25 protein-coding genes are annotated in these 24,292 nt (G+C 74.5%); 15 read left to right on the plus strand and 10 right to left on the minus strand.

From position 1 onward, the window contains the following. The first annotated feature begins 107 nt into the window (after positions 1-107). The 7 genes from IF30_RS44055 to IF30_RS0129965 are packed head-to-tail and all read left to right on the plus strand — an operon-like array spanning position 108 to position 5,650. The gene (locus IF30_RS44055) at positions 108-1,379 is read left to right on the plus strand and encodes a sensor histidine kinase (RefSeq protein ID WP_107054553.1); all 1,272 of its coding nucleotides are present in this window, start codon (positions 108-110) and stop codon (positions 1,377-1,379) included. Next, entirely contained in the window at positions 1,363-1,776 is a 414-nt protein-coding gene (locus IF30_RS0129940; protein ID WP_030244258.1) for a roadblock/LC7 domain-containing protein, read from the plus strand. The genes IF30_RS44055 and IF30_RS0129940 overlap by 17 nt, the downstream gene beginning before the upstream one ends. Continuing rightward, positions 1,773-2,120 carry a DUF742 domain-containing protein gene (locus IF30_RS0129945; protein ID WP_030244260.1) on the plus strand — a complete coding sequence of 116 codons (348 nt, stop codon included), beginning with the start codon at positions 1,773-1,775 and terminating at the stop codon, positions 2,118-2,120. The genes IF30_RS0129940 and IF30_RS0129945 overlap by 4 nt, the downstream gene beginning before the upstream one ends. Next, on the plus strand, positions 2,098-2,748 hold the full coding sequence (locus IF30_RS0129950) for a GTP-binding protein (protein WP_078891828.1): 651 nt from the start codon (positions 2,098-2,100) through the stop codon (positions 2,746-2,748). The genes IF30_RS0129945 and IF30_RS0129950 overlap by 23 nt, the downstream gene beginning before the upstream one ends. Then, positions 2,745-4,265 (plus strand): cytochrome P450, encoded by a 1,521-nt coding sequence (locus IF30_RS49750; protein ID WP_234322891.1) that lies wholly within the window; start codon positions 2,745-2,747, stop codon positions 4,263-4,265. Before IF30_RS0129950 ends, IF30_RS49750 begins: the two co-directional genes overlap by 4 nt. Continuing rightward, complete coding sequence (locus tag IF30_RS0129960; RefSeq protein WP_234322892.1) at positions 4,229-5,362, plus strand: cytochrome P450 family protein; 1,134 nt, start codon at positions 4,229-4,231, stop codon at positions 5,360-5,362. Before IF30_RS49750 ends, IF30_RS0129960 begins: the two co-directional genes overlap by 37 nt. A 30-nt stretch (positions 5,363-5,392) precedes the next feature. Next, entirely contained in the window at positions 5,393-5,650 is a 258-nt protein-coding gene (locus tag IF30_RS0129965) for a hypothetical protein (RefSeq protein WP_030244268.1), read from the plus strand. A 171-nt stretch (positions 5,651-5,821) separates the two neighbouring features. On the opposite strand, the gene IF30_RS0129970 is transcribed toward IF30_RS0129965, so the two are convergent. Both IF30_RS0129970 and IF30_RS0129975 read right to left on the minus strand, forming a co-directional pair. Further along, positions 5,822-6,631, minus strand: coding sequence for an isocitrate lyase/PEP mutase family protein (locus IF30_RS0129970; RefSeq protein WP_030244269.1), 810 nt, complete (start codon positions 6,629-6,631; stop codon positions 5,822-5,824). 11 nt (positions 6,632-6,642) lie between these two features. Beyond that, positions 6,643-7,140, minus strand: coding sequence for a carboxymuconolactone decarboxylase family protein (locus IF30_RS0129975; protein WP_030244271.1), 498 nt, complete (start codon positions 7,138-7,140; stop codon positions 6,643-6,645). A gap of 128 nt (positions 7,141-7,268) precedes the next feature. Here IF30_RS0129975 and IF30_RS0129980 point away from each other — a divergent pair, with 128 nt between their 5' ends. From IF30_RS0129980 to IF30_RS0129990, 3 genes are all read left to right on the plus strand, one after another. Then, positions 7,269-8,051: an NRDE family protein gene (locus IF30_RS0129980; protein WP_051711519.1), complete on the plus strand. Its 783-nt coding sequence runs from the start codon at positions 7,269-7,271 to the stop codon at positions 8,049-8,051. Between the two features lie 144 nt (positions 8,052-8,195). Beyond that, positions 8,196-8,384, plus strand: a complete 189-nt coding sequence (locus tag IF30_RS0129985) for a hypothetical protein (RefSeq protein ID WP_030244279.1) — start codon at positions 8,196-8,198, stop codon at positions 8,382-8,384. A gap of 99 nt (positions 8,385-8,483) precedes the next feature. Further along, complete coding sequence (locus IF30_RS0129990) at positions 8,484-9,401, plus strand: undecaprenyl-diphosphate phosphatase (protein WP_030244280.1); 918 nt, start codon at positions 8,484-8,486, stop codon at positions 9,399-9,401. 74 nt (positions 9,402-9,475) lie between these two features. Here the strand turns inward: IF30_RS0129990 and IF30_RS0129995 are convergent, their stop codons facing one another. Continuing rightward, positions 9,476-10,342, minus strand: a complete 867-nt coding sequence (locus IF30_RS0129995) for a sigma-70 family RNA polymerase sigma factor (RefSeq protein WP_030244282.1) — start codon at positions 10,340-10,342, stop codon at positions 9,476-9,478. Positions 10,343-10,509: 167 nt separating this feature from the next. Here IF30_RS0129995 and IF30_RS0130000 point away from each other — a divergent pair, with 167 nt between their 5' ends. Both IF30_RS0130000 and IF30_RS0130005 read left to right on the plus strand, forming a co-directional pair. Beyond that, positions 10,510-10,956 carry a carboxymuconolactone decarboxylase family protein gene (locus IF30_RS0130000; protein WP_030244285.1) on the plus strand — a complete coding sequence of 149 codons (447 nt, stop codon included), beginning with the start codon at positions 10,510-10,512 and terminating at the stop codon, positions 10,954-10,956. Between the two features lie 36 nt (positions 10,957-10,992). Beyond that, complete coding sequence (locus IF30_RS0130005; protein ID WP_030244287.1) at positions 10,993-12,432, plus strand: PLP-dependent aminotransferase family protein; 1,440 nt, start codon at positions 10,993-10,995, stop codon at positions 12,430-12,432. 91 nt (positions 12,433-12,523) lie between these two features. On the opposite strand, the gene IF30_RS0130010 is transcribed toward IF30_RS0130005, so the two are convergent. The 7 genes from IF30_RS0130010 to IF30_RS0130040 form a co-directional block, all read right to left on the minus strand. Beyond that, positions 12,524-12,733 (minus strand): DUF6126 family protein, encoded by a 210-nt coding sequence (locus IF30_RS0130010; RefSeq protein ID WP_030244288.1) that lies wholly within the window; start codon positions 12,731-12,733, stop codon positions 12,524-12,526. A gap of 32 nt (positions 12,734-12,765) precedes the next feature. Further along, positions 12,766-13,401: a helix-turn-helix domain-containing protein gene (locus IF30_RS0130015; protein WP_030244290.1), complete on the minus strand. Its 636-nt coding sequence runs from the start codon at positions 13,399-13,401 to the stop codon at positions 12,766-12,768. A 114-nt stretch (positions 13,402-13,515) separates the two neighbouring features. Further along, positions 13,516-15,249, minus strand: coding sequence for a pyruvate dehydrogenase (locus IF30_RS0130020; protein WP_267884575.1), 1,734 nt, complete (start codon positions 15,247-15,249; stop codon positions 13,516-13,518). 142 nt (positions 15,250-15,391) lie between these two features. After that, positions 15,392-17,797 carry a glycoside hydrolase family 65 protein gene (locus IF30_RS0130025; RefSeq protein WP_030244294.1) on the minus strand — a complete coding sequence of 802 codons (2,406 nt, stop codon included), beginning with the start codon at positions 17,795-17,797 and terminating at the stop codon, positions 15,392-15,394. Next, complete coding sequence (locus tag IF30_RS0130030; protein ID WP_030244296.1) at positions 17,794-18,540, minus strand: HAD family hydrolase; 747 nt, start codon at positions 18,538-18,540, stop codon at positions 17,794-17,796. Before IF30_RS0130030 ends, IF30_RS0130025 begins: the two co-directional genes overlap by 4 nt. Positions 18,541-18,757: 217 nt before the next feature. After that, positions 18,758-20,533 carry an LCP family protein gene (locus IF30_RS0130035; protein WP_078891829.1) on the minus strand — a complete coding sequence of 592 codons (1,776 nt, stop codon included), beginning with the start codon at positions 20,531-20,533 and terminating at the stop codon, positions 18,758-18,760. A 288-nt stretch (positions 20,534-20,821) separates the two neighbouring features. Then, positions 20,822-21,808 carry a helix-turn-helix domain-containing protein gene (locus IF30_RS0130040; protein WP_030244300.1) on the minus strand — a complete coding sequence of 329 codons (987 nt, stop codon included), beginning with the start codon at positions 21,806-21,808 and terminating at the stop codon, positions 20,822-20,824. 368 nt (positions 21,809-22,176) lie between these two features. On the opposite strand from IF30_RS0130040, the gene IF30_RS0130045 reads away from it, so the two are divergent. The 3 genes from IF30_RS0130045 to IF30_RS44060 all read left to right on the plus strand — a co-directional run bounded on the left by IF30_RS0130045 (position 22,177) and on the right by IF30_RS44060 (position 24,203). After that, a complete protein-coding gene (locus tag IF30_RS0130045) occupies positions 22,177-22,404 on the plus strand; it encodes a hypothetical protein (protein ID WP_030244301.1) in 228 nt (75 codons plus the stop codon). Positions 22,405-22,683: 279 nt separating this feature from the next. Next, entirely contained in the window at positions 22,684-23,553 is an 870-nt protein-coding gene (locus IF30_RS0130050) for a hypothetical protein (RefSeq protein WP_030244303.1), read from the plus strand. Beyond that, positions 23,487-24,203: a VOC family protein gene (locus tag IF30_RS44060; protein WP_051711522.1), complete on the plus strand. Its 717-nt coding sequence runs from the start codon at positions 23,487-23,489 to the stop codon at positions 24,201-24,203. The genes IF30_RS0130050 and IF30_RS44060 overlap by 67 nt, the downstream gene beginning before the upstream one ends. Positions 24,204-24,292: the final 89 nt, after the last annotated feature.

Below are 24,292 nucleotides of genomic sequence, written 5' to 3' on the forward strand. Positions count from 1 at the left end.
GACGCCGGGGGGAGGCCGGATTGACTGGATATTGACGAGATCCGGTCACTTGGCGAGATCCGTTCACACCTTCGTAGGATCATCACCCTAGAATTCGCGGCGTGACGATGACTCAGTGGTCCGTAACGGCAACCGGCGTGCTCGCCGTCCTCGCCCTCGTGGCCGCCGCGCGGTACCGCGCCGTGTCCGTCACCCAGCGCCGCCGGGCCGACGCCCTCCAGCGCTCGCTGCACGCCGCCGGCGAACAGCTCCTCCTCGAACACAGCCGCCGCGGCGCCGAACTGGCCGCCGTCCAGCAGGAGCAGGAGCTCACCGCCTCCACCCAGCGGGCCTTCCTCAGCGTCGCGCGCCGGATCCTGGTGATGGCCCACGACCAGCAGGCACTGCTGGACGAGATGGAACGCACCCACGACGACCCGGCGCTGCTGGAAGGCCTGCTCAAGGCCGACCACGCGGCCGCCCAACAGGCCCGCCTGGCCCAGACGCTGGCCGTGCTGTGCGGCGCGCGGGCCGGCCGGCACTGGCCGGAGCCCGTCGCCCTGGAGGACGTCGTCCGCGGCGCCCAGTCCCGCATCCTGCCCTTCCAGCGCGTGGTGGTCCGCAGCCGGATCGAGACCGCGGTGGTCGGCGCCGCGGCCGAAGCGCTGATCCACGCGATCGCCGAACTGCTGGACAACGCCACCCGCTACTCCCCGCCCAGCACCCAGGTGTTCGTCACCCTGATGCCGGTCCACAACGGCGCCGTCATCGAGATCGACGACGGCGGCGTCGGCATGCCCGAACAGGCCGTCGCCAAGGCCGCCGCCGCGCTCGCCGGCGGCAGCACCCTGGAGGTCTCCCGACTCGGCGAGGTACCGCAGTTGGGCCTGGCCGCCGTCGGCCGGCTGGCCGAGCAGTACGGCTTCCGGGTCACCCTCAGCTCGGCCCCCTCACCGTACGGCGGCGTGCGCGTGGTCGTCCTGCTGCCGAACGCGCTGCTCACCGAGCCGCTGCCGCCCACCGTCCCCGGCCTCGGGCCGGACGACCGGGCGTTCACCTTCGATCCCCGGCCGGCCTCCCCCGCCGGCCACCCCCTGGTGGACACCCCACCGCCCGGACGGCCCGCCGTCGCGGGCGACACCCCGCCGCCACTGCCCCGCCGGAGCCACCGGCGCGACCGCACCGGCCGCCGCGCCCAGCACGCCGCTCCCCCGGCGCCGCCCGCCCCGCCGTACCGCTCGGCCCGGGACGCGCAGGCGTTCATGGCGATGTTCCAGGCCGGGACGGCCAGCGGCCGATCCGCCGCCCGGGGCCAGGCCCAGGCCCAGTCCGACCCTTCCCTGCCCGCTTCCCCCCGCCTTCCCCAGCGCTCCGGAGAGTTCCATGACCACCACCCCTGATCTCGGCTGGCTGCTCGCCGACATCATCGCCGTCCCCCAGGTCCAGCACGCCGTCGTCGTCTCCAACGACGGCCTGGAGATCGGGCGCAGCGCGGGCATCGCGCGCGATGACGCCGAACGGCTCGCCGCCGCCTGCTCCGGACTGCAGTCGCTGGCCCGCGGCGTCGCGGCGGGCTTCGGCGGCCAGGGCAGCGCCACCCGCCAGATCGTCATCGAGTACGGCGGCGGCTACCTGTTCGTCGTCGCCGCCGGGGCCGGCGCGCACCTGGCCGTGGTGACCGGCGAGGCGGTCGACGCCGGCCTGGTCGCGTACCAGATGCAGGTCCTGGTCGAGCGGATCGGCAGCCACCTCACCAGCCCGCCGCGCGTCGACCACGCGGCGGGGGGGCACCGGTGAGCGGGCCGGTCCGCCCGTACGTCATCACCGGTGGACGCAGCCGCTCCACCCGGGCCGAACTGGCCCTGGAGAGCCTGGTCAGCGCCTTGTCCGACCTGCCCGAACCGCCCGAGCACGCGCTGCTGAACCGGGAGCACCGGCGCATCCTCGCGCTCTGCCACAGTCTGCTGTCCGTCGCCGAGGTGGCAGCCCACCTGGGGCTGCCGCTCGGCGTCGTCAAGGTGCTGGTCGGTGACCTGTGGGACCTCGGCGCCGTGCAGGTGCTCCCGCCCGTTCCGCAGGCCGAACGCCTGCCCGCAACCCTCCTGGAAGAGGTGCTCGTTGGCCTCCGCCAACTCCGCTGAAGCCGCCCGCGCCACCGCCGCCCCCGACGCCACCGGGTCGGTCGACGGGCCGCAGTACCTGCCGTCCTCGGTGCAGGGCGCGGTCAAGATCCTCGTCACCGGGCCGTTCGGGGTCGGAAAGACCACCCTGGTGGGCTCGCTCAGCGAGATCACCCCCCTGCGCACCGAGGAGACCATGACCGCCGCCAGCCGCGGCATCGACGACCTCACCGGGCGCGACACCAAGACCACCACCACGGTGGCGCTGGACTTCGGCCGGATCACGCTCAACCCGCGGCTCGCGCTGTACCTCTTCGGCACGCCCGGACAGCAGCGGTTCTGGCCGCTCTGGGACGACCTGTCGCGCGGCGCGCTCGGCGCGATCGCCATGGTCGACCTGCGCCGCCCGGACGAGAGCTTCGACGTCCTCGGCCGGCTGGAGGAGCAGCGCATCCCGTTCGCGGTGGCGGTCAACACCTTCCCCGACACGCCGAGCTACCCGGAGGAGGAGCTGCGCGCGGCGCTGGACGTGCTCCCGGACGTGCCGATCCTCTTCTGCGACGCACGCGACCGGCGGCAGTCCTACGACCTGCTGATCGACTTCGTCGACCACCTGCACCGCAACTCCATCCTGGAGCTGCAGGGATGAGCGGCACCGATCCCGGCGCCACCGGCCCCGGCGCCACCGGCCCCGCCCCGGCCGGCCTCGGCTGCCCGGTCGCGCACGGGGCACCGCCCGGCGGGCCCGCGGGGCCCCCGCACGGCGGCGGCCTGCCCGTCGGCGCCCCGCTCACCCCGCTGTACGGCGCGGCCGTCGCCGAGGACCCGCACGGCCTGTACGCCCGGCTGCGCGAGCGCCACGGCCCGGTCGCCCCGATCGAGTTGGAGCCCGGCGTCGAGGCCTGGCTCGTCCTCGGCTACCGCGAGCTGCTCGAACTCACCCGCAACGAAGCGCTGTTCTCCAAGGACTCGCGCCGCTGGCGGGTGCCCGCCGAGGGCCGGCTGTCGGCCGGATCCCGCCTGCTGACGATGACCTCGTGGCGGCCCACCCTGCTCAACCTGGACGGCGCCGAACACCAGCGGCTGCGCTCCGCCGTCTCGGACACCCTCGCCCAGATCGACCACCGCCAGCTGCGCGAGACCACCGAGGCCGCCGCCAACGGCCTGATCGACAGCTGGGGGCCGGACGGCACCGCCGACCTGATCGCCCAGTACGCCCGGGCTCTGCCACTGCTGGTCTTCACCCAGCTGGTCGGACTGCCGGTCGAGGCCGGGCCCCGGCTGGTCGAGCTGATCAGCCACTTCGTCGACAGCAGCGCGCAGTCCCAGCGGGCCGGCGCCGAGTTCCAGGCGATCCTGGTCGACCTGGTGCGGCGCTGCCGGGCCGCACCCAGCGCCGACCTCACCTCCTGGCTGCTCGCCCACCCGGCCGGACTGACCGACGAGGAGGCGGCGCACCACCTGGTGGTGCTCCTCGTCGCGGGCAACGAGACCTCGATCAACTGGACCGGCAACACCCTGCGGCTGCTGCTCACCGACCGGCGCTTCCGGGCCACCCTGACCGGCGGCCGGCTGACCGTCTCCGACGCACTGGAGGAGGTGCTGTGGCGCGACCCGCCGACGCAGAACTTCCCCGGCCGCTGGGCCACCGGCGACACCGTGCTCGGCGGCCAGTACATCAGCGCCGGCGACATGCTCGTGCTCGGCCTGGCCGCGGCCAACGCCGACCCGGCCGCCCAGGGCGTCTCCGCCGCCGCCCAGGGCTCGCTCGGCGGCAACCGGGCGCATCTCGCGTGGGGTGCCGGCCGGCACGTCTGCCCGGCCCAGCACCCGGCCAGGATCATCGTCGAGACCGCCGTCGAGACCCTGCTGCACCGCCTGCCCGACCTCCAACTGGCCGTCCCGCCGGGCGAACTGGCCTGGCGCTCGTCCCCGTGGTCGCGGGCCCTGACCGCCCTTCCGGTGCTGTACAGCGCCTTCACCCCGCCCCGCCCGCCAGCCCCCGAGAGGCCCGCATGGACACCGCCGTCGCCACCCCCGGCCGCCCCGAGCCCGTCCGACTCGACCCCTTCGGGCGGGACCAGCACGCAGAGAACGCCCGGCTCCGAGCGGCCGGCCCCGCAGTCCTGGTGGAACTCCCTGGCGGGGTGGTGGTCTGGGCGATAACCCACCACGACGCCCTCCAGTCGCTGCTCACCGACCCCCGCGTCGGCAAGGACGCCCGGCTGTGGACGACCTTCCGCGAGGGCCGGCTGCCGGAGGGCTGGCCGCTGCTCAACTTCGTCACCGTGCCCGGCATGATCACCGTCGACGGCGAGGACCACCGTCGGCTGCGCGGACTGGTCTCCCAGGCCTTCACCCCGCGCCGGACGGCCGCCCTGGCCCCGGCCATCGAAGCCCGGGCGACCGCCCTGCTGGACGCGATCGCCGAACTGGACGGCGAGTTCGACCTGCGGCGCCACTTCGCCTACCCGCTGCCGATGCAGGTGATCGGCGAACTGCTCGGCCTCGCGCTGGAACAGCAGGACGAACTGCACGCGCTGTCCGACACCCTGGTCTCCAGCTCGGCCACCCCGCAGGCGGCCGTGGCCGCCCAGCGGGACCTGAACGCACTGCTGGCCTCGGTGGTCGCGGCCAAGCGGGCCGAGCCCGGCGACGACCTGACCACCGACCTGATCGCCGCCCACGAGGCCGGCCACCGCCTCGACCGGCAACGGCTCAGCGAGGCCGAGTTGGTCGGCACCCTGCTGCTGATGCTGGTCGCCGGGCACGAGACCACGCTCAACCTGATCAGCAACGCGGTGCGCGCCCTGCTCGCCCACCCCGACCAGCTGGAGCTCGTGCTCGACGGCACCGTGCCGTGGTCGGCGGTGGTCGAGGAGACGCTGCGCTACGACTCGCCGGTCGGCCAGTTCCCGCTGCGCTACGCGGCGGAGGACATCGAGGTCGGCGACGTGGTGATCCGGCGCGGCGAGGCGCTGCTGGCCTCGTACGCGGCGGCCGGACGCGACGGCGGGCACTATCCCGACGCCGACCGCTTCGACCTCACCCGGCAGCCCGCGCGCCACCTGTCACTCGGCCACGGCCCGCACTTCTGCCTGGGCTCGGGCCTGGCCCGGCTGGAGGCCGAGACCGCGCTGCGGCACCTGTTCACCCGTTTCCCCGGGCTGGCCCCGGCGCAGGGGCGGACGAACGAGCCGATCGCGTCGTTCGTCAGCAACAGCGTGCGAACCCTGTGGGTGACGGTGGGCCCCGCCCGGTGACCTGAGGGCGGCCGGGTCGTTCGGCAGGGCATGAAGAAACTCGCCACCCTGGCCGCCCTCACCATGGCGGGCCTGGCGCTCGCCGCCCCGGCCGCCTCCGCCACCACCCAGACCGCCTCGTCGCCGGACGCCACCGGCGGCCTGACCGACGGCCTCAACCTGTCCCCCGCCGACCTCGCCCTCCGGGCCGCGGGCAAGCTCCCCGTGGTCGGGCACACCGCGAACGAGGTGGAGGCCGTCGGGACCAACCAGATGAGCCACCCGGGGCTCAGCGGACAGATCGGCTGACGGGCGGCCGGGCCGCCGAACCGTCCCGGGCCGCCCGATCACCGCGGCCGGCCGGCTGACCCCCGTACGGCCGGCCGCCCGCAGCCCGCGTCCGTCCCGCGTTCAGGCCTGCGTTCAGGCCTGCGTTCCGGCCTGCGTTCCGGCCTGCGTTCCGGCCCGCGGTCCCGCCGCTCAGCCCGTGAAGAGGCCGTTGAGCTCCGGGTACGTCAGCCCGCCGTCGAGGGCGGTGTACGTGCCGCTCCCGTACACCTCCTCGGCGGCCTGCCGCACCGCCGCGTACGCCGTCTTCGCCAGGCCCGGGCCGAGGCTGATCCGGCCGACGCCGAGCTTCGCCAGTTCGGCGACCGAGGGGGAGCCGGGGCCGGCGAGCACGTTCAGCGGCACGGGGACGGCCGCCACCAGGGCCGCGATGGTCTCCGGGTCGGCCACGCCGGGGACGAACACACCGTCGGCGCCCGCCTCGACGTACGCCCGCAGTCGGCGGACCGCCTCGTCCAGCCGCTCCTCCGGGGCGCCCAGCCCGAGCAGGAACACATCGGTGCGCCCGTTGACGAAGAGCGGGACGCCGGCCGCGTCCGCCGCCGCCCGGGCCGCCGCGATCCGCTCGGCGGCCTCCGCCGCCGGGCGGCCCTCGTCCTCCAGGTTCACCCCGACGGCGCCGGTGGCGAGCAGCGCGGTGACCGTCTCGCCGACCCCGGCGGCGGTGTCCGCGTAGCCGCCCTCCAGGTCCGCGGTGACCGGCAGGTCGACCGCCCGCACCACCTGGGCGGTTCGGGCCAGCACCTGCTCGCGGTCCGCGCCGCCGCCGTCCGGACTGCCGAGCGACCAGCAGACGCTCGCGCTGGCCGTGGCCACCGCCCGCGCCCCGGCGGCGGCCACCAGCCGGGCGGATGCCGCGTCCCACACGTTGGCCAGCACCACCGGATCGCCCGGGCGGTGCAGCTCCCGGAGCAGCCGGGCCTTCTCCTGACTCGTGCTCACGTCGCCGGACCTCACTTCGCGGCCGGGCTCATGCGGGTGCTCACGGCGATCCGGTTCCAGGCGTTGATGGTGGCGATCAGCGCGACCAGGTGGGCCAGCTCCGTCTCGTCGAACTGCCCGGCGGCCTCCGCCCAGACGGCGTCCGGGACGTGCCCCTGGGTCAGCAGGGTGACCGACTCGGTGAGGGCCAGGGCGGCGCGCTCCCGGGCGGTGAACCACGGCGCCTCGCGCCAGGCCGGGAGGGAGAGCAGCCGGTGCTCCCGCTCGCCGTGCTTGACGGCGTCGGTCGAGTGCATGTCGATGCAGAAGGCGCAGCCGTTGATCATCGAGGCGCGCAGCTTGACCAGTTCGACGATCACCGGGTCGAGGCCCGCCCGGGAGGCCTGGTCCACGGCCACCATCGCCTGGTAGTACGCGGGGGCGTGCTTCGGCATCGACAGGCGCGGCTCCGGGCCGGGCACGTGGGCGTGGGCGCCGTTCGTCGTCACGGTCTCATTCGTCGTCGTCATGGCTGCCAGCCTAGGCGCGCAGTGGCCCGCCGGTCTGGTGCATTCGGCGCCCGGTTCCTTGGGCCACTTCCGGTACGCGAACAGCCGTGCGAGGATCGCCGACAGAACGGGACGAGGGGGCCAGGGTCGTGTGCACGGCGTTCGTCAGCATCGAACCGGGGGCAGCGGTGCCCGTGCTGCTGCTGTCCGTCCGGGACGAGTACCTGGGGCGCGCCTGGCTGCCGCCGGACCACCACTGGCCGGACCGGCCGCAGCTGGTCGGCGGGCTCGACCTCGCCGCCGGCGGCACCTGGCTGGCCGTCGACCCCGCCCGGCGGACCGCCGCCTGCCTGCTGAACGGCTTCGGGCCGCCCGCCCCCGCCCACTCCCGGCGCACCCGCGGCCGACTGCCGCTCACCGCCGTCACCGAGGGCGGCATCGGCCACCTCGACCCCACCCCGTACGACCCCTTCCACCTCGTCCTGGCCCGGCCGGACGGCGCCACCGTCACCAGCTGGGACGGCGGACGGCTGGCGGAGCGCGAACTGCCGCCCGGCCTCAGCGTGGTGCTCAACGACGGACTGGAGGGCCAAGCCGCCGGCCGCTCCGCGTCCGAACGGGTCGGCGCGCTGATGGCCGCGCGCGCCGACCACTTCCGGGCCCGCTTCGCCGCCGCGCCCCGGCCCCGGCCGACCGGCGACGGGCCGGCCGGGCAGGCCTGGGGTGCCTGGCTGCCGATCGTCACCGGCGACGGCCTGGCGCTGGACGAGGACGCCGCGCTGGTGCAGCGGCGGGACTTCGGCGACGGGCGGATCTGGGGTTCCTCGTCCATCTCGCTGCTCGCACTCGGGCCGGGCGGGCTGCGGTACGACTTCGCCTCCGCGCCGGTGGGGTCGCACGGGTCGGGCTGGCTGCGGGTGGCGGTGGACTGACCGGCGAGCGGGCCCGCCGGCGGGAATCAACCCCGGGCGACGGGGCCCGGCGGTGAGATTGCCCGGCGGTGGGAGCGCCTGGCAGTGGGAGCGCCCGGCGGTGGGAGCGCCCGGCGGTGGGAGCGCCTGGCAGTGGGAGCGCCGATGCACCGCCTGCCCGCCGTCCTGACCGTCGCCCTGCCGCTGGTGGGCGCCCCGCTCGCGGCGACCGCCGTCGTGCTCCTCGGCGACGCGGCACACCGGGCCGTCCCGTCCGCCGTCGTACTGGCCGCCGTGGCAACGGCGTTGGTCGCGCATCTCGGTCCCCATGTCGCCCAGGCGTACGGTCGGTGAACTTCTGACCGTGGGCCTGCCGGACGTCTACATGCCCGTAGTAGCTTCGCGGCGGCCCCCGGAATCGGCCGGCCGCCGCCCCCCGAGCGAAGGTGCGCGATGTCCACCCTGACCTACCCGGAAGCGATAGGCGTCGGCCTGCTGCAGGGTGTGACGGAACTCTTCCCGGTCTCCAGCCTCGGCCACAGCATCCTGCTGCCCGCCCTGGTCGGCGGGAGGATCCAGCACGACCTCGACATGACCGCCGAGGGCTCCTCCTACCTCGCCGCCCTGGTCGCCCTGCACCTCGCCACCGCGCTCGCGCTGGTGGTCTACTTCCGCAAGGACTGGGTCCGCGTCATCGGCGGCCTCGTCGGCTCGATCCGCCACCGCCGCGTCGAGACCCGCAACGAGAAGCTCGCCTGGCTGCTCATCCTCTCCACCATCCCGGTCGGGGTGGCCGGACTCGTCCTGGAGAAGGCGCTGCGCAACGCGCTCGGCAAGCCCCTCCCCGCCGCCGTCTTCCTCGCCCTGAACGGGCTCGTCCTGCTCGGCGCCGAGCGGCTCAAGCGCGGCGGCAACGGCCGTCGCCGGGCCGGGCACGCCGCCCCCGTCGACGAGCCGGGCACCGACCCGGCGGTCGCCTCCGACCACCGGCTGACCAGGCTCGGCTACGGGCAGGGCGCCTGGATCGGCGCCGCCCAGATCCTCGCGCTGTTCCCGGGCGTCAGCCGCTCCGGCGTCACCATGAGCGCCGGCATCCTGCGCGGGCTGCACCACGAGGACGCCGCCCGGTTCTCCTTCCTGCTGGCCACGCCGGTCATCCTGGCCGCCTCGGTGCTGAAGGTCCCCGAGCTGTTCAAGCCGGAGAACTCCTCCGTGCTCGGCCCGGTCGTGGCGGGCAGCGTCGCCGCCTTCGCCGCCGGGTACGTCTCGGTGCGGTTCCTCACCAGGTACTTCGAGACCCGCAGCCTGACGCCGTTCGCGGTCTACTGCTTCCTCGCCGGCGTCGGCAGCGCGGTCTACCTGTCGATCTGAGCACCCGGACGCCGCGGTGCTCCCCCGGGCCGGCCGGCGCGTCGCCGGCCGGCCCGGGGCCACCGGGGCGGTCCTCAGGCCGTCAGGCCCAGGGCGGCCAGGCGGGTCGGGTCGGTGAGGATGTCCATGGCGGTGATGCGGCCGTCGTGGATGGTGAACGACATGACCGACAGCGTGCGGCCCTCGGCGAAGGACACCACGCCGGGCGAGCCGTTGACCAGCACCGGGCGGCCGTCGGCGGCGAAGCGGGCGAACGTGATCGCCTGGGCGGCGACGTCCGCCGCGCCCCGGCGCAGCACGCTCGGCACCAGCGTGCCGCCGTCGGACCGGGCCACCACCCCCGGGTCGAGCACGGTCAGCAGCGCGTCGAAGTCGCCGCCCCGGGAGGCGGCGAGGAAGGCCTCCACCACCTCGCGCTTGCGGGCGTTGTCGGCGTCCGCGGCCGGGGTGGCGCCCTGGACCCTGCGGCGGGCACGGCTGGCGAGCTGCCGGGTGGCGGCCGGGGTGCGGCCGAGCACCTCGGAGATCCCGTCGAACGGCACGTCGAACAGGTCGTGCAGCGCGAAGGCCACCCGCTCCGCCGGGGAGAGCGTCTCCAGGACCACCATCAGCGCGATCCCGACGGAGTCGGCGACCAGGATCCCGTGCACCGGGTCCGGCGTCGCCAGCCCGCTCACCACCGGGTCCGGCAGCCGTGGCTGCCCCTCCTGCTCGGGCAGCGGATCCTCCCGGCGGGAGGTGCGGGAGCGCAGCTGGTCCAGGCAGACCCGGCCGACGACCGTGGTGAGCCAGGCCCCCAGGTTGCGCACCTCGCCCACGTCGCTGCGGCTCAGCTTCAGCCAGGCCTCCTGGACGGCGTCCTCGGCCTCGGCGATGGACCCGAGCATCCGGTAGGCCACCGTGCGCAGCCGGGCCCGTTCCGCCTCGAAGCGCTCGGCCAGCTCGGCCTGACCGGTCGGCCCGGCCTGACCGGTCGGCCCGGCCTGATCGGCCCGGGTCCGGTCGGCCGGTGGGATTCGCTCGCTCACCCTGTCACATCCTCGCGTCGGGATCCGTCGGTCCAGTGACGGACGTTAACGAAGAGGAGATCGCCGTGACCACCGCCCGCATGAAGAACCCCGCCATGGTCCTGCCCGACGCGATGAAGGGCATCCAGGGCATCTACCAGGCCGCGTACCGGGGCGGCGTCTCCCCGCGGATCCTGGAGCTGGTCCACCTGCGGGCCAGCCAGATCAACGGCTGCAGCGCCTGCGTGTTCGCGGGCGTCCAGGGCGCCAAGAAGCACGGCGAGACCGACGAGCGGCTGCACGCGGTGGCCGCCTGGCGGGAGGCGCCGTGCTTCACCGACGAGGAGCGCGCCGCCCTCGAACTCACCGAGGCCGCCACCCGGATCGCCGACCGCTCGGGCAAGGCCGTCCCGGATCCGGTCTGGGACGCGGCCGCCGACCACTTCGACGAGGAGCAGCTCGCGGCGATCATCCTGATGATCGGACTGACCAACTTCTTCAACCGCATCAACACCACGATCGAGGAGCCCGCCGGCACCGCCTGGTGACCCCCGGCCGCCCGCCCGCCGCGCGAGAATGGCCCGGTGACCAGCTCCTGGACCTCCTTCGGCGGCGACCTGCACCTGGACCTCACCGAACGGCGCGCCGCCGGAACCGGGCTGCGGGCCGCCCTGGAGGACGCCCTGCGCGAAGCCGTCCAGGACGGGCGGCTCGCCCCCGGCACCCGGCTGCCCTCCTCCCGGGCCCTCGGCGAGGACCTCGGGATCGCCCGCAACACCGTGGTCGAGGCGTACGGCCAGCTCACCGCGGAGGGCTGGCTCGACTCCCGGCAGGGCTCCGGCACCACCGTCGCCCGGCGGGCCGTGCCGGAGCCGCCCGCCCCGAACCGGCGGGCCGACGCGGGCCCGGCACGGCAACGGCGCACCGCCCGGCACGACCTGACGGCCGGGCGGCCCGACCTCTCGCTCTTCCCCCGCACCGCCTGGCTCTCCGCCGCCCGCCGCGCCCTCGCCACCGCGCCGCACGAAGCCCTCGACTACGGCAGCCCGCTCGGCCGGATCGAACTGCGGCAGGCGCTCACCCACTACCTGGCCCGGGTCCGGGGCGTCCGCACCGACCCCGACCACCTGCTGATCTGCACCGGCGTCACCCAGGGCCTCGGCCTGCTCTGCGCCGCCCTGCGGGAACGCGGCGCCCGCACCCTGGCCGTCGAGGAGTACGGGCTGCCGCCGCAGCACGCCGTCGTCCGGGCCGCCGGACTCGCCCCCGCCCCGCTGCCGCTCGATGACGACGGCGCCCGGGTCGACCTGCTCGACGCCCGCCCCGGCGCCGTCCTCCTCACCCCCGCCCACCAGTACCCCACCGGCGCCCCGCTGTCCGCCGAACGCCGGGCGGAGACCGTCCGGTGGGCGCGCGAACAGGACCGGTACGTCATCGAGGACGACTACGACGGCGAGTTCCGCTACGACCGGCAGCCCCTCGGCGCGATGCAGGCCCTCGACCCGGACCGGGTGGTGTACGCCGGAACGGCCGCCAAGAGCCTCGCGCCGGGCCTGCGGCTGGCCTGGCTCGCCCTGCCCGACGCCCTGGTGGAACCGGTGGCCCGGCTGAAGGCACTGGCCGACGCGATGTCCCCGGTGCTGGACCAGCTGACGCTGGCCGAACTGATCACCTCCGGCACGTACGACCGGCACGTGCGGCGCTGCCGCCTGCACTACCGGCGCCGGCGCGACCGACTGGTCGCCGCCCTCGCCGAACACGCCCCGCACGTCCGGGTCACCGGCATCGCGGCCGGCCTGCACGCCGTGCTCCGACTGCCGCCCGGCTCCACCCCGGAGCCCGAACTCCTCGCCCGGGCCCAGGCCGTGGGCCTGTCGCTGAACGGCCTCGCCCGGCATCGCGCCGTCCCGGCCGCCGCCGGCGCCGAGGCTCCGCCCGCCCTCGTCATCGGTTACGCCACCCCACCCGACCACGCGTTCCCCGCCGCCGTGCAGGCCCTCTGCGACCTGCTCCGCAGGGCGTGAGGGGCGCGCCGGGGGACGCGGGCGGGGGGCCGGGGAAGGCGTCCCGCCCGCCTCCCTCGGGGGCGGGGGCGGGCGGGACGGCGGGGGTGGGCTACTTGTTGCGGCTGCCCAGTTCGAAGAGAAGCATGATGAAGCCGGCGAAGACGTGGATCCCGGCGGTGTAGATCACCAGCCGGAGGTAGACCCGCTTGTTGGCCCACTTGCCGGCGTCCATGGTCTTCGGGCCGGTGGGAGTGTCGGCGGCGCCCGGGGTGGCGAGGGCGGCGGTGAGGGCGGTGGTGGCGGTGGCGGGATCGGCCATGGTGATCTCCTCCGGATTGTCCTGACGGCGGGTCAGTGGGTCGCGGCGGGGCCGCCGCCGAGGCAGAGTTCGCCGCCGGGGCTCTGCAGCAGGGTGTGGACGAAGAGCAGTTCGACGCCGTCGTCGGACTCGGCGGCGATGCAGTGCGGGGTGAGCGAGTCGAAGTGGGCGGAGTCGCCCACGGCGAGGTGGTGGACCCGGTCGCCGAGGGTGAGCCGGAGCGCGCCCTGGAGGACGTACAGCCACTCCTCGCCGGGGTGGACCCGGACCACCGCGTCCTGCACACCCGGCGGCACGTGGACCCGCAGGGCCTGCATGGCGCGGCCGGGGGCGCCGGCCCGGCGGTAGCCCCAGCCGCCGGCGCGCCCGGGCTCGATGGCGCCGCCGCGGACCACCGGGTCCGGCTCCGCCATGGTCTCGCCGAGCAGCCCGGACACCGAGGTGCCGTACGCGCGGGCGAGGCCGAGCAGGACGGGCAGGGAGGGCTGGCGCCGGCCGGTCTCCAGCCGGGACAGATAGGCTGGGGAGAGTCCGACGCGCGCGGCGGCCACCTCCAGGGTGAGGCGGCTGCCGAGGCGGTGCTCGCGGAGGCGGGCGGCGAGGCCGGAGACTTCCTGGTCGTCGAGCCGGTCGCCTGCGGCGGGGGTGCCGGTGGAGCTGGTGGTCATGGGTCCAGTGGACACCCGGCGTGCCGCACGGGCAAGAAAGTTGCCTCTGAGGCAAGGCGGCCCGTCCGGACCGCCTCCGGGCTCACGGCGCCTGGGTTCGCGGCGCCTCCGGGCTCACGGCCGCGGGATGTTCCGCAGGTTGCTCCGGGCCAGGTCGATCATGCGGCCGACCCCGCCGGAGAGCACCGTCTTCCCGGCCGCCAGCGCGAAGCCCTTCAGCTGGGCGGCGGTGATGTACGGCGGGATGGACAGCGCGTTCGGGTCGGTGACCACGTCCACCAGGGCCGGGCCCGGCCGTTCCAGCGCCTCCGCCAGCACCTCCCGGACCCGGCCCGGCTCGGCCACCCGCTTGGCCGGGATCCCCATCGCCCGGGCGATCCCGGCGTAGTCCACGTCCCCGTTGTCGATCTCGGACTCCGGGTAGCCGGAGACCAGCATCTCCAGCTTGATCATGCCGAGTGCGCCGTTGTTGAAGACGACGGTCTTCACGGGCAGCCGGTGCTTGGCCACGGTGAGCAGTTCGCCGAGCAGCATCCCGATCCCGCCGTCTCCCGCCATCGCGACCACCTGCCGCCCGGGGCAGGCGAGTTGGGCGCCGATCGCGTGCGGGAGGGCGTTGGCCATCGAGCCGTGCAGGAAGGAGCCGATCACCCGGCGGCGGCCGTTGGGCTGCAGGTAGCGGGCGGCCCAGACGTTGTTCATGCCGGTGTCCACGGTGAACACCGCGTCCTCGGCCGCCACCTCGTCCAGCACCGAGGCGACGTACTCCGGGTGGATCGGCAGGTGCTTCTCGATGTCCCGGGTGTACGCGCCGACCACGTCCTCCAGCGACCGGTAGTGCTTCCTCAGCATGCCGTCGAGGAAGGCCCGGTCCTTCTTCCCCTCCAGCAGCGGCAGCACCGCCCGCAGGGTGGCGGCGACGTCACCGTGGACGGCCAGGTCCAGGGCGGTGCGGCGGCCCAGCCGGGTCGCGTCGTGGTCGACCTGCACGGTGTGCGCCTGGGGCAGGAAGGAGTCGTACGGGAAGTCGGTGCCGAGCAGCAGCACCAGGTCGGCCGAGTGCAGCGCCTCGTGGCAGGCGCCGTAGCCGAGCAGGCCGCTCATGCCCACGTCGTACGGATTGTCGTACTGGATCCATTCCTTGCCGCGCAGCGAGTGCCCGACCGGTGCGTTCAGGGCCTGCGCGGCCTCCATCACCTCGGTGTGCGCCCCGCGCACCCCGGCACCGCAGAACAGGACGACCTTGCGGGCGGCGTTGAGCATCCGGGCCAGCTCCTGCACCTGGGACCACGGCGGCGCGGCGACGGCCTGCTCGGTGAGGAAGTGGCTGGTGCCGGTCGGTCCGGCCGCGGGCAGCGCGGCGACGTCGCCGGGGAAGACGAACACCGAGACGCCGTGCGAGCCGAGCGCGTGCTGGATGGCGATCCGCAGCAGGCGCGGCAGCTGCGCGGGAGTGGAGAGCGCCTCGCACCAGTTGCTGCAGTCGGTGAACACCCGCTCGGGGTGGGTCTCCTGGAAGAAGCCGGTGCCGATCTGGCCGGACGGGATGTGCGAGGCGAGCGCGAGGACGGGCAGGCCGCTGCGCTGGGCGTCGTAGAGGCCCTGGATCAGGTGGGTGTTGCCGGGGCCGCAGGAGCCGGCGCAGACGGCGAGCCGGCCGCTGAGTTCGGCTTCGGCGGCGGCCGCGAAGGCACCGGCCTCCTCGTTGCGGACGTGCACCCAGCTGATGCCCTCGGCCCGGCGGATCGCGTCCACGACGGGGTTGAGGCTGTCGCCGACGACGCCGTAGACCCGCTCCACCCCGGCCTGCCGGAGCACCTCCACCATCTGTTCGGCCACGCTCGCCACGGGTGCGACTCCTTCGCTGGGGCGCCGGTCGGCGAACCACACCTGCACGTTCCGACGGGGCGGGGCGGCCCGCAGCCCGGATGGGCCGAACGGGTGAGCGCGGGCGGAGCGGGTGAGCGGGCGGAGCGGGTGAGCAGCCGCGCTACTCCGCCGCGAGGTGGTCCTGGTGGCCGAGCTTGCCGGCCACCAGGCCCGCCTGGGGGTGGCGGCGGGCCGGTTCACGGCCCGGGGGCTGGGCGAACCGCTCCTGGCCCGGCGGGGAGGTGGTGGGCAGGGTGACCGGCGCCCCGGCCTTGACCTCCACCGCCTCGTCGTCGTGCCGCAGGTGGATGACCTCGCCGCGGCGCAGCGTGTACGTCGTCTCCTCGTGGGTGATCCGGACGCCGAGCAGGTGCCCGCGCACCAGCAGGGAGAAGCTGAGCCGCATCAGCCCGGACGGCAGCCGGGGGCGGAAGGAGAGCGTCTCGTCGTGGTCGCGCAGGCCCCCGAAGCCCGCCACCAGGGCGATGCAGGCCCCGGCGAGCGAGGCCATGTGCAGGCCGTCGCGGGTGTTGCCGCCGAGGTCGTGCAGGTCCATCAGGGCGGCTTCGGCGGTGTAGTCGTACGCGAGGTCGAGCTGGCCGACCTCGGCGGCGATGACCGCCTGGGTGCAGGCGGAGAGCGAGGAGTCGCGGACGGTGAGGCGCTCGTAGTAGGCGAAGTTGCGGGCCTTCTGCTCGTCGGTGAAGGCGTCGCCGCGGACCTGCATGGCGAGCACCAGGTCGGCCTGCTTGACCACCTGCTTGCGGTACAGGTCGAAGTACGGGTAGTGCAGGAGCAGCGGGTACTTGTCGGGCGGGGTGTTCTCGAAATCCCAGACCTGGTGGTCGGTGAAGCCGTCGGCCTGCGGGTGGACGCCGAGGTCCTCGTCGTACGGGATGTACATCGCGGCGGCCGCGTCCCGCCAGGCGGCGGTCTCCTCGGTGTCGACGCCGAGGGCGGCGGCCTCGCCGGGGTGGCGGACGGCGGCCTCGGCGGCGGCGCGCAGGTTCGTCTGCGCCATCAGGTTGGTGAAGACGTTGTTGTCCGCGACGGCGCTGTACTCGTCGGGGCCGGTGACGCCCTCGATGCGGAACCGGCCGGCGACGTCGTGGTGGCCGAGCGAGCGCCACATCCGGGCGGTCTCCACGAGCAGTTCGAGCCCGTACTCGCGCTCGAACTCGTCGTCCCCGGTGGCCCGGACGTAGCGGGCGACGGCGGCGGCGATGTCGGCGCCGATGTGGAAGGCCGCGGTGCCGGCCGGCCAGTACCCGGAGCACTCCTCGCCGCGGATCGTCCGCCAGGGGAACACCGCGCCGGCCAGGCCGAGTTGGGCGGCCCGTTCGCGGGCCAGCGGCAGGGTGGTGTGCCGCCAGCGCAGGGCCTGGTTGACGGCGGTGGGCAGGCAGTAGGTGAGCACCGGCAGCACGAAGGTCTCGGTGTCCCAGAAGCTGTGCCCGTCGTAGCCGGGCCCGGTCAGCCCCTTGGCGGGGATGGCCCGTTCCTCGCTGCGGGCGCCGGCCTGGAGGACGTGGAAGACGGCGAACCGCACGGCCTGCTGGAGTTCGACGTCGCCTTCGATCTCGATGTCGTTGGCCTCCCAGAACTCCCGCAGGAAGTCGGCCTGTTCGGCGACCAGGCCGTCCCAGCCGGTGTACCGGGCGGCGGTGAGCGCGGCCTCCACCTGGTCCCGGACGGCGGGCAGCGAGCGGGTGCCGGACCAGCCGTAGGCCATGAACTTGGTCAGTCGCAGCCGCTGCCCGGGTTCGAGCACGGTGGTGACGCTGATCCGGCACTGGTCGGCGTCGGCCTCGGCGACGGTGTCGGACCGCTCCGGGCCGTCGATCACGTGGTCCATCCCGGCCGCGACCCGGATGCCGCTGTAGCGGGTGCGGTGCACCAGGACGGCCTTGAGGGCGCTCGCGTGGTGCGCCTCCGACTGCAGCGGCGCCTCCAGGACGGCGGCGACGCGCGGATCGCCGTCCGGGCCGCCGGGCAGCTGCTCGTTGGCGACCAGCTCGGACTGCAGCACGACCCGGACCGGGCCGTCCACCGCCTCGACGCTGTACTCGACGGCGGCGATGGCGCGCTGGGTGAGCGAGACCATCCGGGAGGAGCGCACCCGGATCGTCCGCCCGGCCGGGGAGGTCCACTCGGCCTCGCGGTGCAGCAGGCCCTCGCGGAAGTCCAACCAGCGTTTGTGGCTGATGAGTTCGCCGTAGCGGAGGTCGAAGGGCTCGTCGTCCACCAGCAACCGGATGATCTTGCCGTTGGTCACGTTGATGACGCTCTGGCTGGACTCCGGGTAGCCGTAGCCGCCCTCGCCGTACGGCAGTGGGCGCAGCTCGAAGACGCCGTTGAGGTAGGTGCCGGGCAGGCCGTGCGGCTCGCCCTCGTCCAGGTTGGCGCGCAGGCCGATGTGCCCGTTGGAGAGCGCGAAGACGGATTCGGCGCGGGCCATCGAGACCAGGTCCAGGCCCTGTTCGGTGATCTGCCACGGGTCGATCGAGAAGGTGTCCGTGGGGCTCACGACGTGCCTCCCAGCAGCTCGGAGAGGTCGTCGACGACCACGGTGGCGCCGTCGCGGCGCAGTTCGGCGGCCTGTCCGGTGCGGTTGACCCCGACCACCGCGCCGAAGCCGCCGGCCCGGCCGGACGCGACCCCGGCGAGCGCGTCCTCGAAGACGGCGGCGTGCGCGGGCTCGACGCCGAGTGTGCGGGCGGCGTACAGGTAGGTGTCGGGGGCGGGCTTGCCGGGCAGGCCCTCGCTCTTGGCGACGGTGCCGTCCACGATGACGTCGAACAGCTCCTCGATGCCCGCCGCCCGCAGCACGTCACGGCAGTTGGCGCTGGAGGAGACCACCGCGCTGGGCAGGCCGGCCGCGCGCAGCCGGTGCACGTAGTCGACCGAGCCCTGGTACGGCTGGACGCCCTGCTCGCGGATCATCCGCAGCACGGTGTCGTTCTTGGCCCGGCTGATCCCTTGCACGGTGCGGGTGTTGGGCGGGTCCTCGGGAGTGCCCTCGGGCAGGTCGATGCCCCGGCTGTGCAGGAACTCCCGGGTTCCGTCGAGCCGCGGGCGGCCGTCCACGTGGGCGTCGTAGTCGGTGACGGCGTCGAAGGGGACGAACGGGCCGCCGGTGCGGGCGGCTTCGGCGCGCAGGAAGGCGTCGAAGGTCTCCTTCCAGGCCGCGGCGTGCACCTTCGCGGTCTGGGTGAGCACCCCGTCGAGGTCGAAGAGGAATGCGCGGATGTCGTCCGGTAGGCCCAGCATGGGTGCAGTCTTACCCCCGAATCGGGGGAAGCCGACCATTTCCCGGCGGCGCGTCGCGGAAGGGCGGCTTCCGGTTCACCGCTCGGCCGGGGGCGGCCTTCGGGATCCCGGGCGGGTGGGACGGGCCGGGCGCCCTGGCCGGACAGGGCACGGCCCCGGGCGCCCGCGCCCCGGAGGGCGCCGGCCCGGGGCCGTCCCCGACGTCCGCCGGGTGCGCTCAGCCGCCGCTGCCGTACGTCGTGTTGGCGCAGATGTCGTCGTCCGCCGAGCGGGCCTCGTTGGTGACGGTGGTGGGCAGCGGCTGCGGGGGCGTCGGGACTCCCGGCGTGGCGCCGGCCGTCCCGGTGGGCGCGCCGCTGCCGAGGCCGACGGCCGCCGCGAAGTCCTGGCCGACGATCACCGAGATGCCCCGCCCGGCGCCGGGCGAGACGTCGGCGCCCGGGAACAGCGCGGCGACCTTGTCGGCGTTGGCCTTCTGCCCGGTGCCGTACTCGATCGTGGTGGTCTTGTACTTGGTGCTCGCCGCCTGGCCCGCCAGGGTGGCGCTGAACTTGGCGGCCTTCAACTGCTCGGTGCCCTTGCCGGCCAGGCCGTTGGCGGTCGTCCCGTTGTAGACCGACACCTTGATCGCGGCGTTGGAGGCGTCCGCGGGCGGGGCGGCGGGAGTGGTCGGCGCGGGCGGCTGCGGGGCCGCGCTGGTGCCGGGCGCGTCCGGCTGCTGGCCGGTGGCGTTCTGGCCGTCGATGGTCTGGTCGGCCTTGAGGGTCTCCCAGAGCTTGTTGGCGTCCGACTGGATGATGTCGATGTTCGAGTCCTCGGTGCGGAAGCGCCAGGGCACCGTGACGAACTTGAGGTCGTGCATGTCGATGTTCTTCATCGACAGCCCGAAGGAGAGCAGCTTGTCCGCCGAGTCCAGGCCGGGGTCGACGGTCAGCGACTTGGTGGCGGCGTCGGCCAGCGGCAGCAGGTTGGTGGGGCTCAGCCCGTCCTTCTTGATCTTGCTGATGAGGGAGCCCATGAAGGCCTGCTGGCGCTTCATCCGGCCGATGTCGGAGCCGTCGCCGATGCCGTGCCGCAGCCGGACGTAGTCGAGCGCCTTCTGGCCGTCCACGGTCTGCTTGCCCTGCGGGAGGACGAGCGCGCCCTTCTTCTTCAGCTTGGGGTTGATGTCCCCCTCGTAGATCGCCTGCGGGAGGCAGATGTCCACGCCGTTGACGGCCTTGGTCATCGCGGCGAAACCGTTGAAGTCGACCACCATGGTGTGGTCGACCCGGATGCCGGTCATCTTCTCCACGGTGTTCTGGGTGCAGGCCGGGTTGCCGTCGTCGCTGCCGCCGGTCGCGAAGGCGGCGTTGAACAGGTCGGTGTTGCCGCCCTTGGTCCACTTGCCGTTGGGCAGCTTGCAGGCAGGCAGCGGGACCATCGCGTTGCGCGGGATCGAGATGCCCACGGCGTGCTTGTGGTCGGCGTAGACGTGCAGCAGGATCGTGGTGTCGGAGCGGGCGCCGCCGTCCTCCCCGCCGCCGAGGTCGGCGTTGTTCTTGCCGCGGCTGTCCGAGCCGATCAGCAGGACGTTGACCGGCTTGTTGCCGTCCGCGTCGGCCTTCGCCTCGGGCGGGCGGTCGGTGGCTATCGCGTCGGCGTCGAAGGACTTGATGTTGGCGTTCAGCTTGAAGTAGATCGCGCCGCCCGCGCCGGCGATCAGCACCAGCACACCGGCCGCCGACCAGGCGACGATCTTCTTCACGTTCTTCTTCGGCTTGGCGCTCTTGCGCGCCGCCGCCCGGCCGCCGGAGCCGGACTCCGCCCGGCCACCGCCGCCGCCGGCCGCGCCGCCGCCTCGACCGCCCTTGCCCTGCGCAGCACGGCGGGCCTCCGCCCGGCCACCGGAGCGCGGCGGGGGCACGGCGCTGCCGCTCTCCGTGCCCTCGGCCGTGAGCGCGCCGGACGCGTCCTCGTCCCGAGCCGGGCCCTCGCCCCACTGACCTGACATGCGCGTACCTTTCACCGACGGAAGCGACGCCCCGGACGATCTGGCGCACCGCACACAGAGAGACGGCCCGAACCGTTCCCAGGTTGCACATACGACCGTCGGCATCAACCGACGATCGTGGCTTCCGATCATATTTTGGCCCGACACGATCACGGACCCCCGGTGCGTGGGCAACCCGGCCTCCGATCGGGCAACCACCAGGCAGAACACCCGAAACCGTCCGATTCCGACGTGACCCATGCCACTGCGATCCGCTCGCCCGGGCCCGCCGGGCAGCGCCGGGGCGGCTCAGAGCCAGCCGCGGCGGCCGGCGAGGAGACCGGCCTCGAAACGGCTGCGGGCGGCGAGGCGGTCCATGAGGTCGGCCATCATCCGGCGCACCGTGCGCAGGGAGAGGCCGAGGTGCTTGCCGGCCGCCTCGTCGGTGTAGCCCCGGCCGAGGAGGCGCAGGAGTTCCTGCTCCTGGCGGGTCAGGCCCTGCTCGTCGCGTTCGCGCGGGGCGCCGAAGGGGGCCGCGTCGGCCCAGGTCTGCTCGAACAGCGAGAGCAGGGCGGTGATCACGCCGGGCGAGGAGATCTGCACCGCGCCCTTGCGAGTGTTGGCGGGGTCGATCGGGACGAGGGCCACCCGGCGGTCGATGACCATCATGCGCAGCGGGAGCGCGGGCACCGTCCGCACCTCGCAGCCCAGCCCGGTCAGCCACTCGGCGTGCCGGACGGTGGCCCGGTCCTTGCGGACGCTGTCCAGGTAGACCGTCCGCATCGTGACGCCGCGGGCGAGCAGTTCCTCGTTGGCCGGGCGGCTGGCCTGGAGCGAGGCGGCGGACTGCGCTCCGCCGGGGTTGAAGGTGAGCAGTTCGCCGGAGACCGAGCGGACCAGCTCGTCCAACCGGGCCTGCACCGTCGCGAGGCCGATCAGCCGCTCCAGCTGGCTGTCCTCCTGGGCCGACTCGTCCCGGTACTCGGCGAGCAGGCCGGTGATGGCGGCCTGGCGCCGCTCGAACTCCTGCTGGGCGCGCTGCTGGAGGGACTCGTAGTGGCGCAGGAGGGCCGGCAGCCCGACCCTGGGGTCGACCGGCCGCAGACCGCCCGGGAGCTCGCCGGGGAGTTCCTCCGAGGGGCGGAGCAGGCGCAGGTCGGCGAGTTGGCCGAGCGCGGCGCGGACCCGCTTCTCGCTCAGGCCGAGTTCCTCGCCGAGGGCCCTGGCGTCGAGCTGATGGTCGGTCAGCAGTAACCGGTAGACCGCCTGCGCGGCGTCGTCGATCGCGTCCGTCATCGGCGCACCACCCCCGCAGTCCGTCCCACTCGACCGGCGGCTTCCGCCCGCACGAGTCGCCGCCTGATCATGCCAGGGCCGACGGGCCTGGACAACCGTGGAAGCACTCCGTTTCCACCGGCTGATCGGAGCGCGTCAAAAGAGGTCACGGAATGGCAATGGCACCATCGTGCCAGGGCGATCTTCCTGCCGCCCCGAACACCTTCCGGCGCCCCCCGCCGTGCAGCAGACTTTCGGCCGTCGGGGAGCGGCGAGCTCCCCGGCCGGGCCCGCCGACGGGCTGCGGACCGCCCTCACCGGCGGTCGGCCGGCGCCGTCGCGGAATTGCCCGGTTCCCGCTTCCGAAACTGCTCGTCCTGGGGGATTCCATGCTTTCCTGTCGCGCCTTCGCCTGCACCGCCGCCGCCTCGATCGCCCTCGCCTGCGGCGCCCTGGCCGGGACCGCGCAGGCCGCGACCGGCCTTCCGCCGGTCGCCGGGCCGGTCGCCACCGCTTCGGTGCCCGCCGCCCCGGGCACGCTCGCCGGCGACGTCACCGCGCTCCTGCCGACCAAGGTGCCCGCCATCAACACGCCGGGCGACTGGCGCTGGGAGTGATCGGCAACCCCGCCGATCCCGCGCACACCTGACGACTCCTCACCCCGGCCCGGCAGGCGGGCAGCACTGCCGGACGGTGACGGACGACCCTGGGGCGCCCGGCGGAACACCCCGCGGGCCGCTGCGGCGGACGCGCCCGGTCGCCGGACCTGGTGACGGCCCCCGGGCCTCCCGGCGCCCCACCCGGGGCGGCTGCGGCCGCGCGAACTCCGGGCGCCCTCAGAAATTGAATGTGCAACAAACCCGTCAGGAGCGACAGTGCCGGTTATCGAGCCGATTGTGCTGAACTTCTTCGGCATCGAGGTCGGCCTCGTCCGGGCCGACCGCGACGAGATCTCGTTCCATTTCGGCCCGCACCTCACCGCGAATTCGCAGGATCCCGACCAACTGCGGGTGGAATTCTCCGACGCCACCGGAAAGGGCGCCCCGGCCGATTTCCTGGTCCGCCGCAGCGACGGCACGCCCCTGCTGCGCCGCACCTTCCGGGGCTGGGGCAACGTGCCGCCCGCCGTGCCGCCGTTCGCCGCGCTGCAGGACCGGTTCTGCCTGGCCCCGGCCGTCGTCCTGGCGAAGGGGGGCGCCACCGTCGCCCTGATCGGCGGGCCGTACTCGGAACAGGCGAACGTGGGCGCCGCGCTGGCGCAGCGCTCCTGGGAGTTCGTCTCCGGCCGGCTGCTGGTGCTGGACCGGCGCTCCGGCCACGTACTGCCCTACCTCGCCCCGCTGGAGGCGCGCGGACCCGCCGCGGCCTGGCTGCGCGGCGCCGGACTGCCCGAGGGGATGTGGCGCACCGTCGCCTCGCCGGTCGGCGGCGAGGTGCTGCTGGTGCGGCCGGAGTGCCTCGGCCCGGTCGTGCCGGTGCGGGCCCGGCTGGCGCCGCCCGCCCTGGTTCGGCTGTGTCGTGGCGCCGACGAGGAAGTACGGCTGGCACCATGGGAGTTCACGACCCGGACCTGGCCGGCCGGGTCCGCCGGCCGACTCGCCGGCGCACCGACCTACTGCCTCCACCTGCCCGGCGTGGGCGGGGCGGAGGAGGCGGCAGGCCTGATCGACCACGCAATGACCAAGGAGAAGGACGAGTCGTGCCTCGACGTACCCGCTATGCCATCGGTGCACCGTGCTGGGCTGACTGCATCACTCCCGATCTGACCGGCAGCCGCGTCTTCTACTCGGCGCTGTTCGGCTGGGAGTTCGTCACCGAGTCGCCCGACTACCAACTGGCCGTGCTGGGCGGGGACATCGTCGGCGGCTTCGGTGCCGCCCCGGCCGGGATGCCGCCCGGCGCGGTGTGGAACACCTACCTGGCGACCAAGGACGCGGACCACTGCTGCGAGCAGGTCGGGCGGCTCGGCGGCCGGGTGGTGATGCCGCCGGTGCCGGTCGGCGAGAACGGCCGGCTCTTCCTCTCCGTCGACCCCTCGGACGCCACGGTCGGCTTCTGGGAGGGCCGCCGCGCCGAAGGCGTCGTGCTCGCCGACGAGCCCGGTGCGATCAGCGGGCACGAGCTGCGGGTGCCGCTCGCCGCCACCGCCGAGTCCTTCTACGGTGCGCTGTTCGGCTACCGGCTCACCGCCGGCGGGGAGTTCGAGCTCGACGGGGTCGGGCAGGCGCGGGTGGTCGAGAGCGACCAGGGCCGCCCGCAGTGGCTGCCCCACGTCGGCGCCGTCGACCCGGGGGAGACGGTACGCCGGGCGGTGGCGCGGGGGGCCCGGCTGGTCCGGCCCGGCCGCGAGGAGCCGCCGGTGCTGCGGGACCCGTGGGGCGCCGAGTTCGGCGTCGTCGCGGTGCGGGACGCCTGACCGGCTCCGGTCCGGGCCCGGCTCGGGCTCGGGCTCGGGCTCGGGCTCGGACCGGTCAGGGGGGCGGGGGGCGGGGAGGGGCCGGGGGG

Source organism: Streptomyces sp. NRRL S-350 (assembly GCF_000719705.1).
GTDB lineage: Bacteria > Actinomycetota > Actinomycetes > Streptomycetales > Streptomycetaceae > Kitasatospora.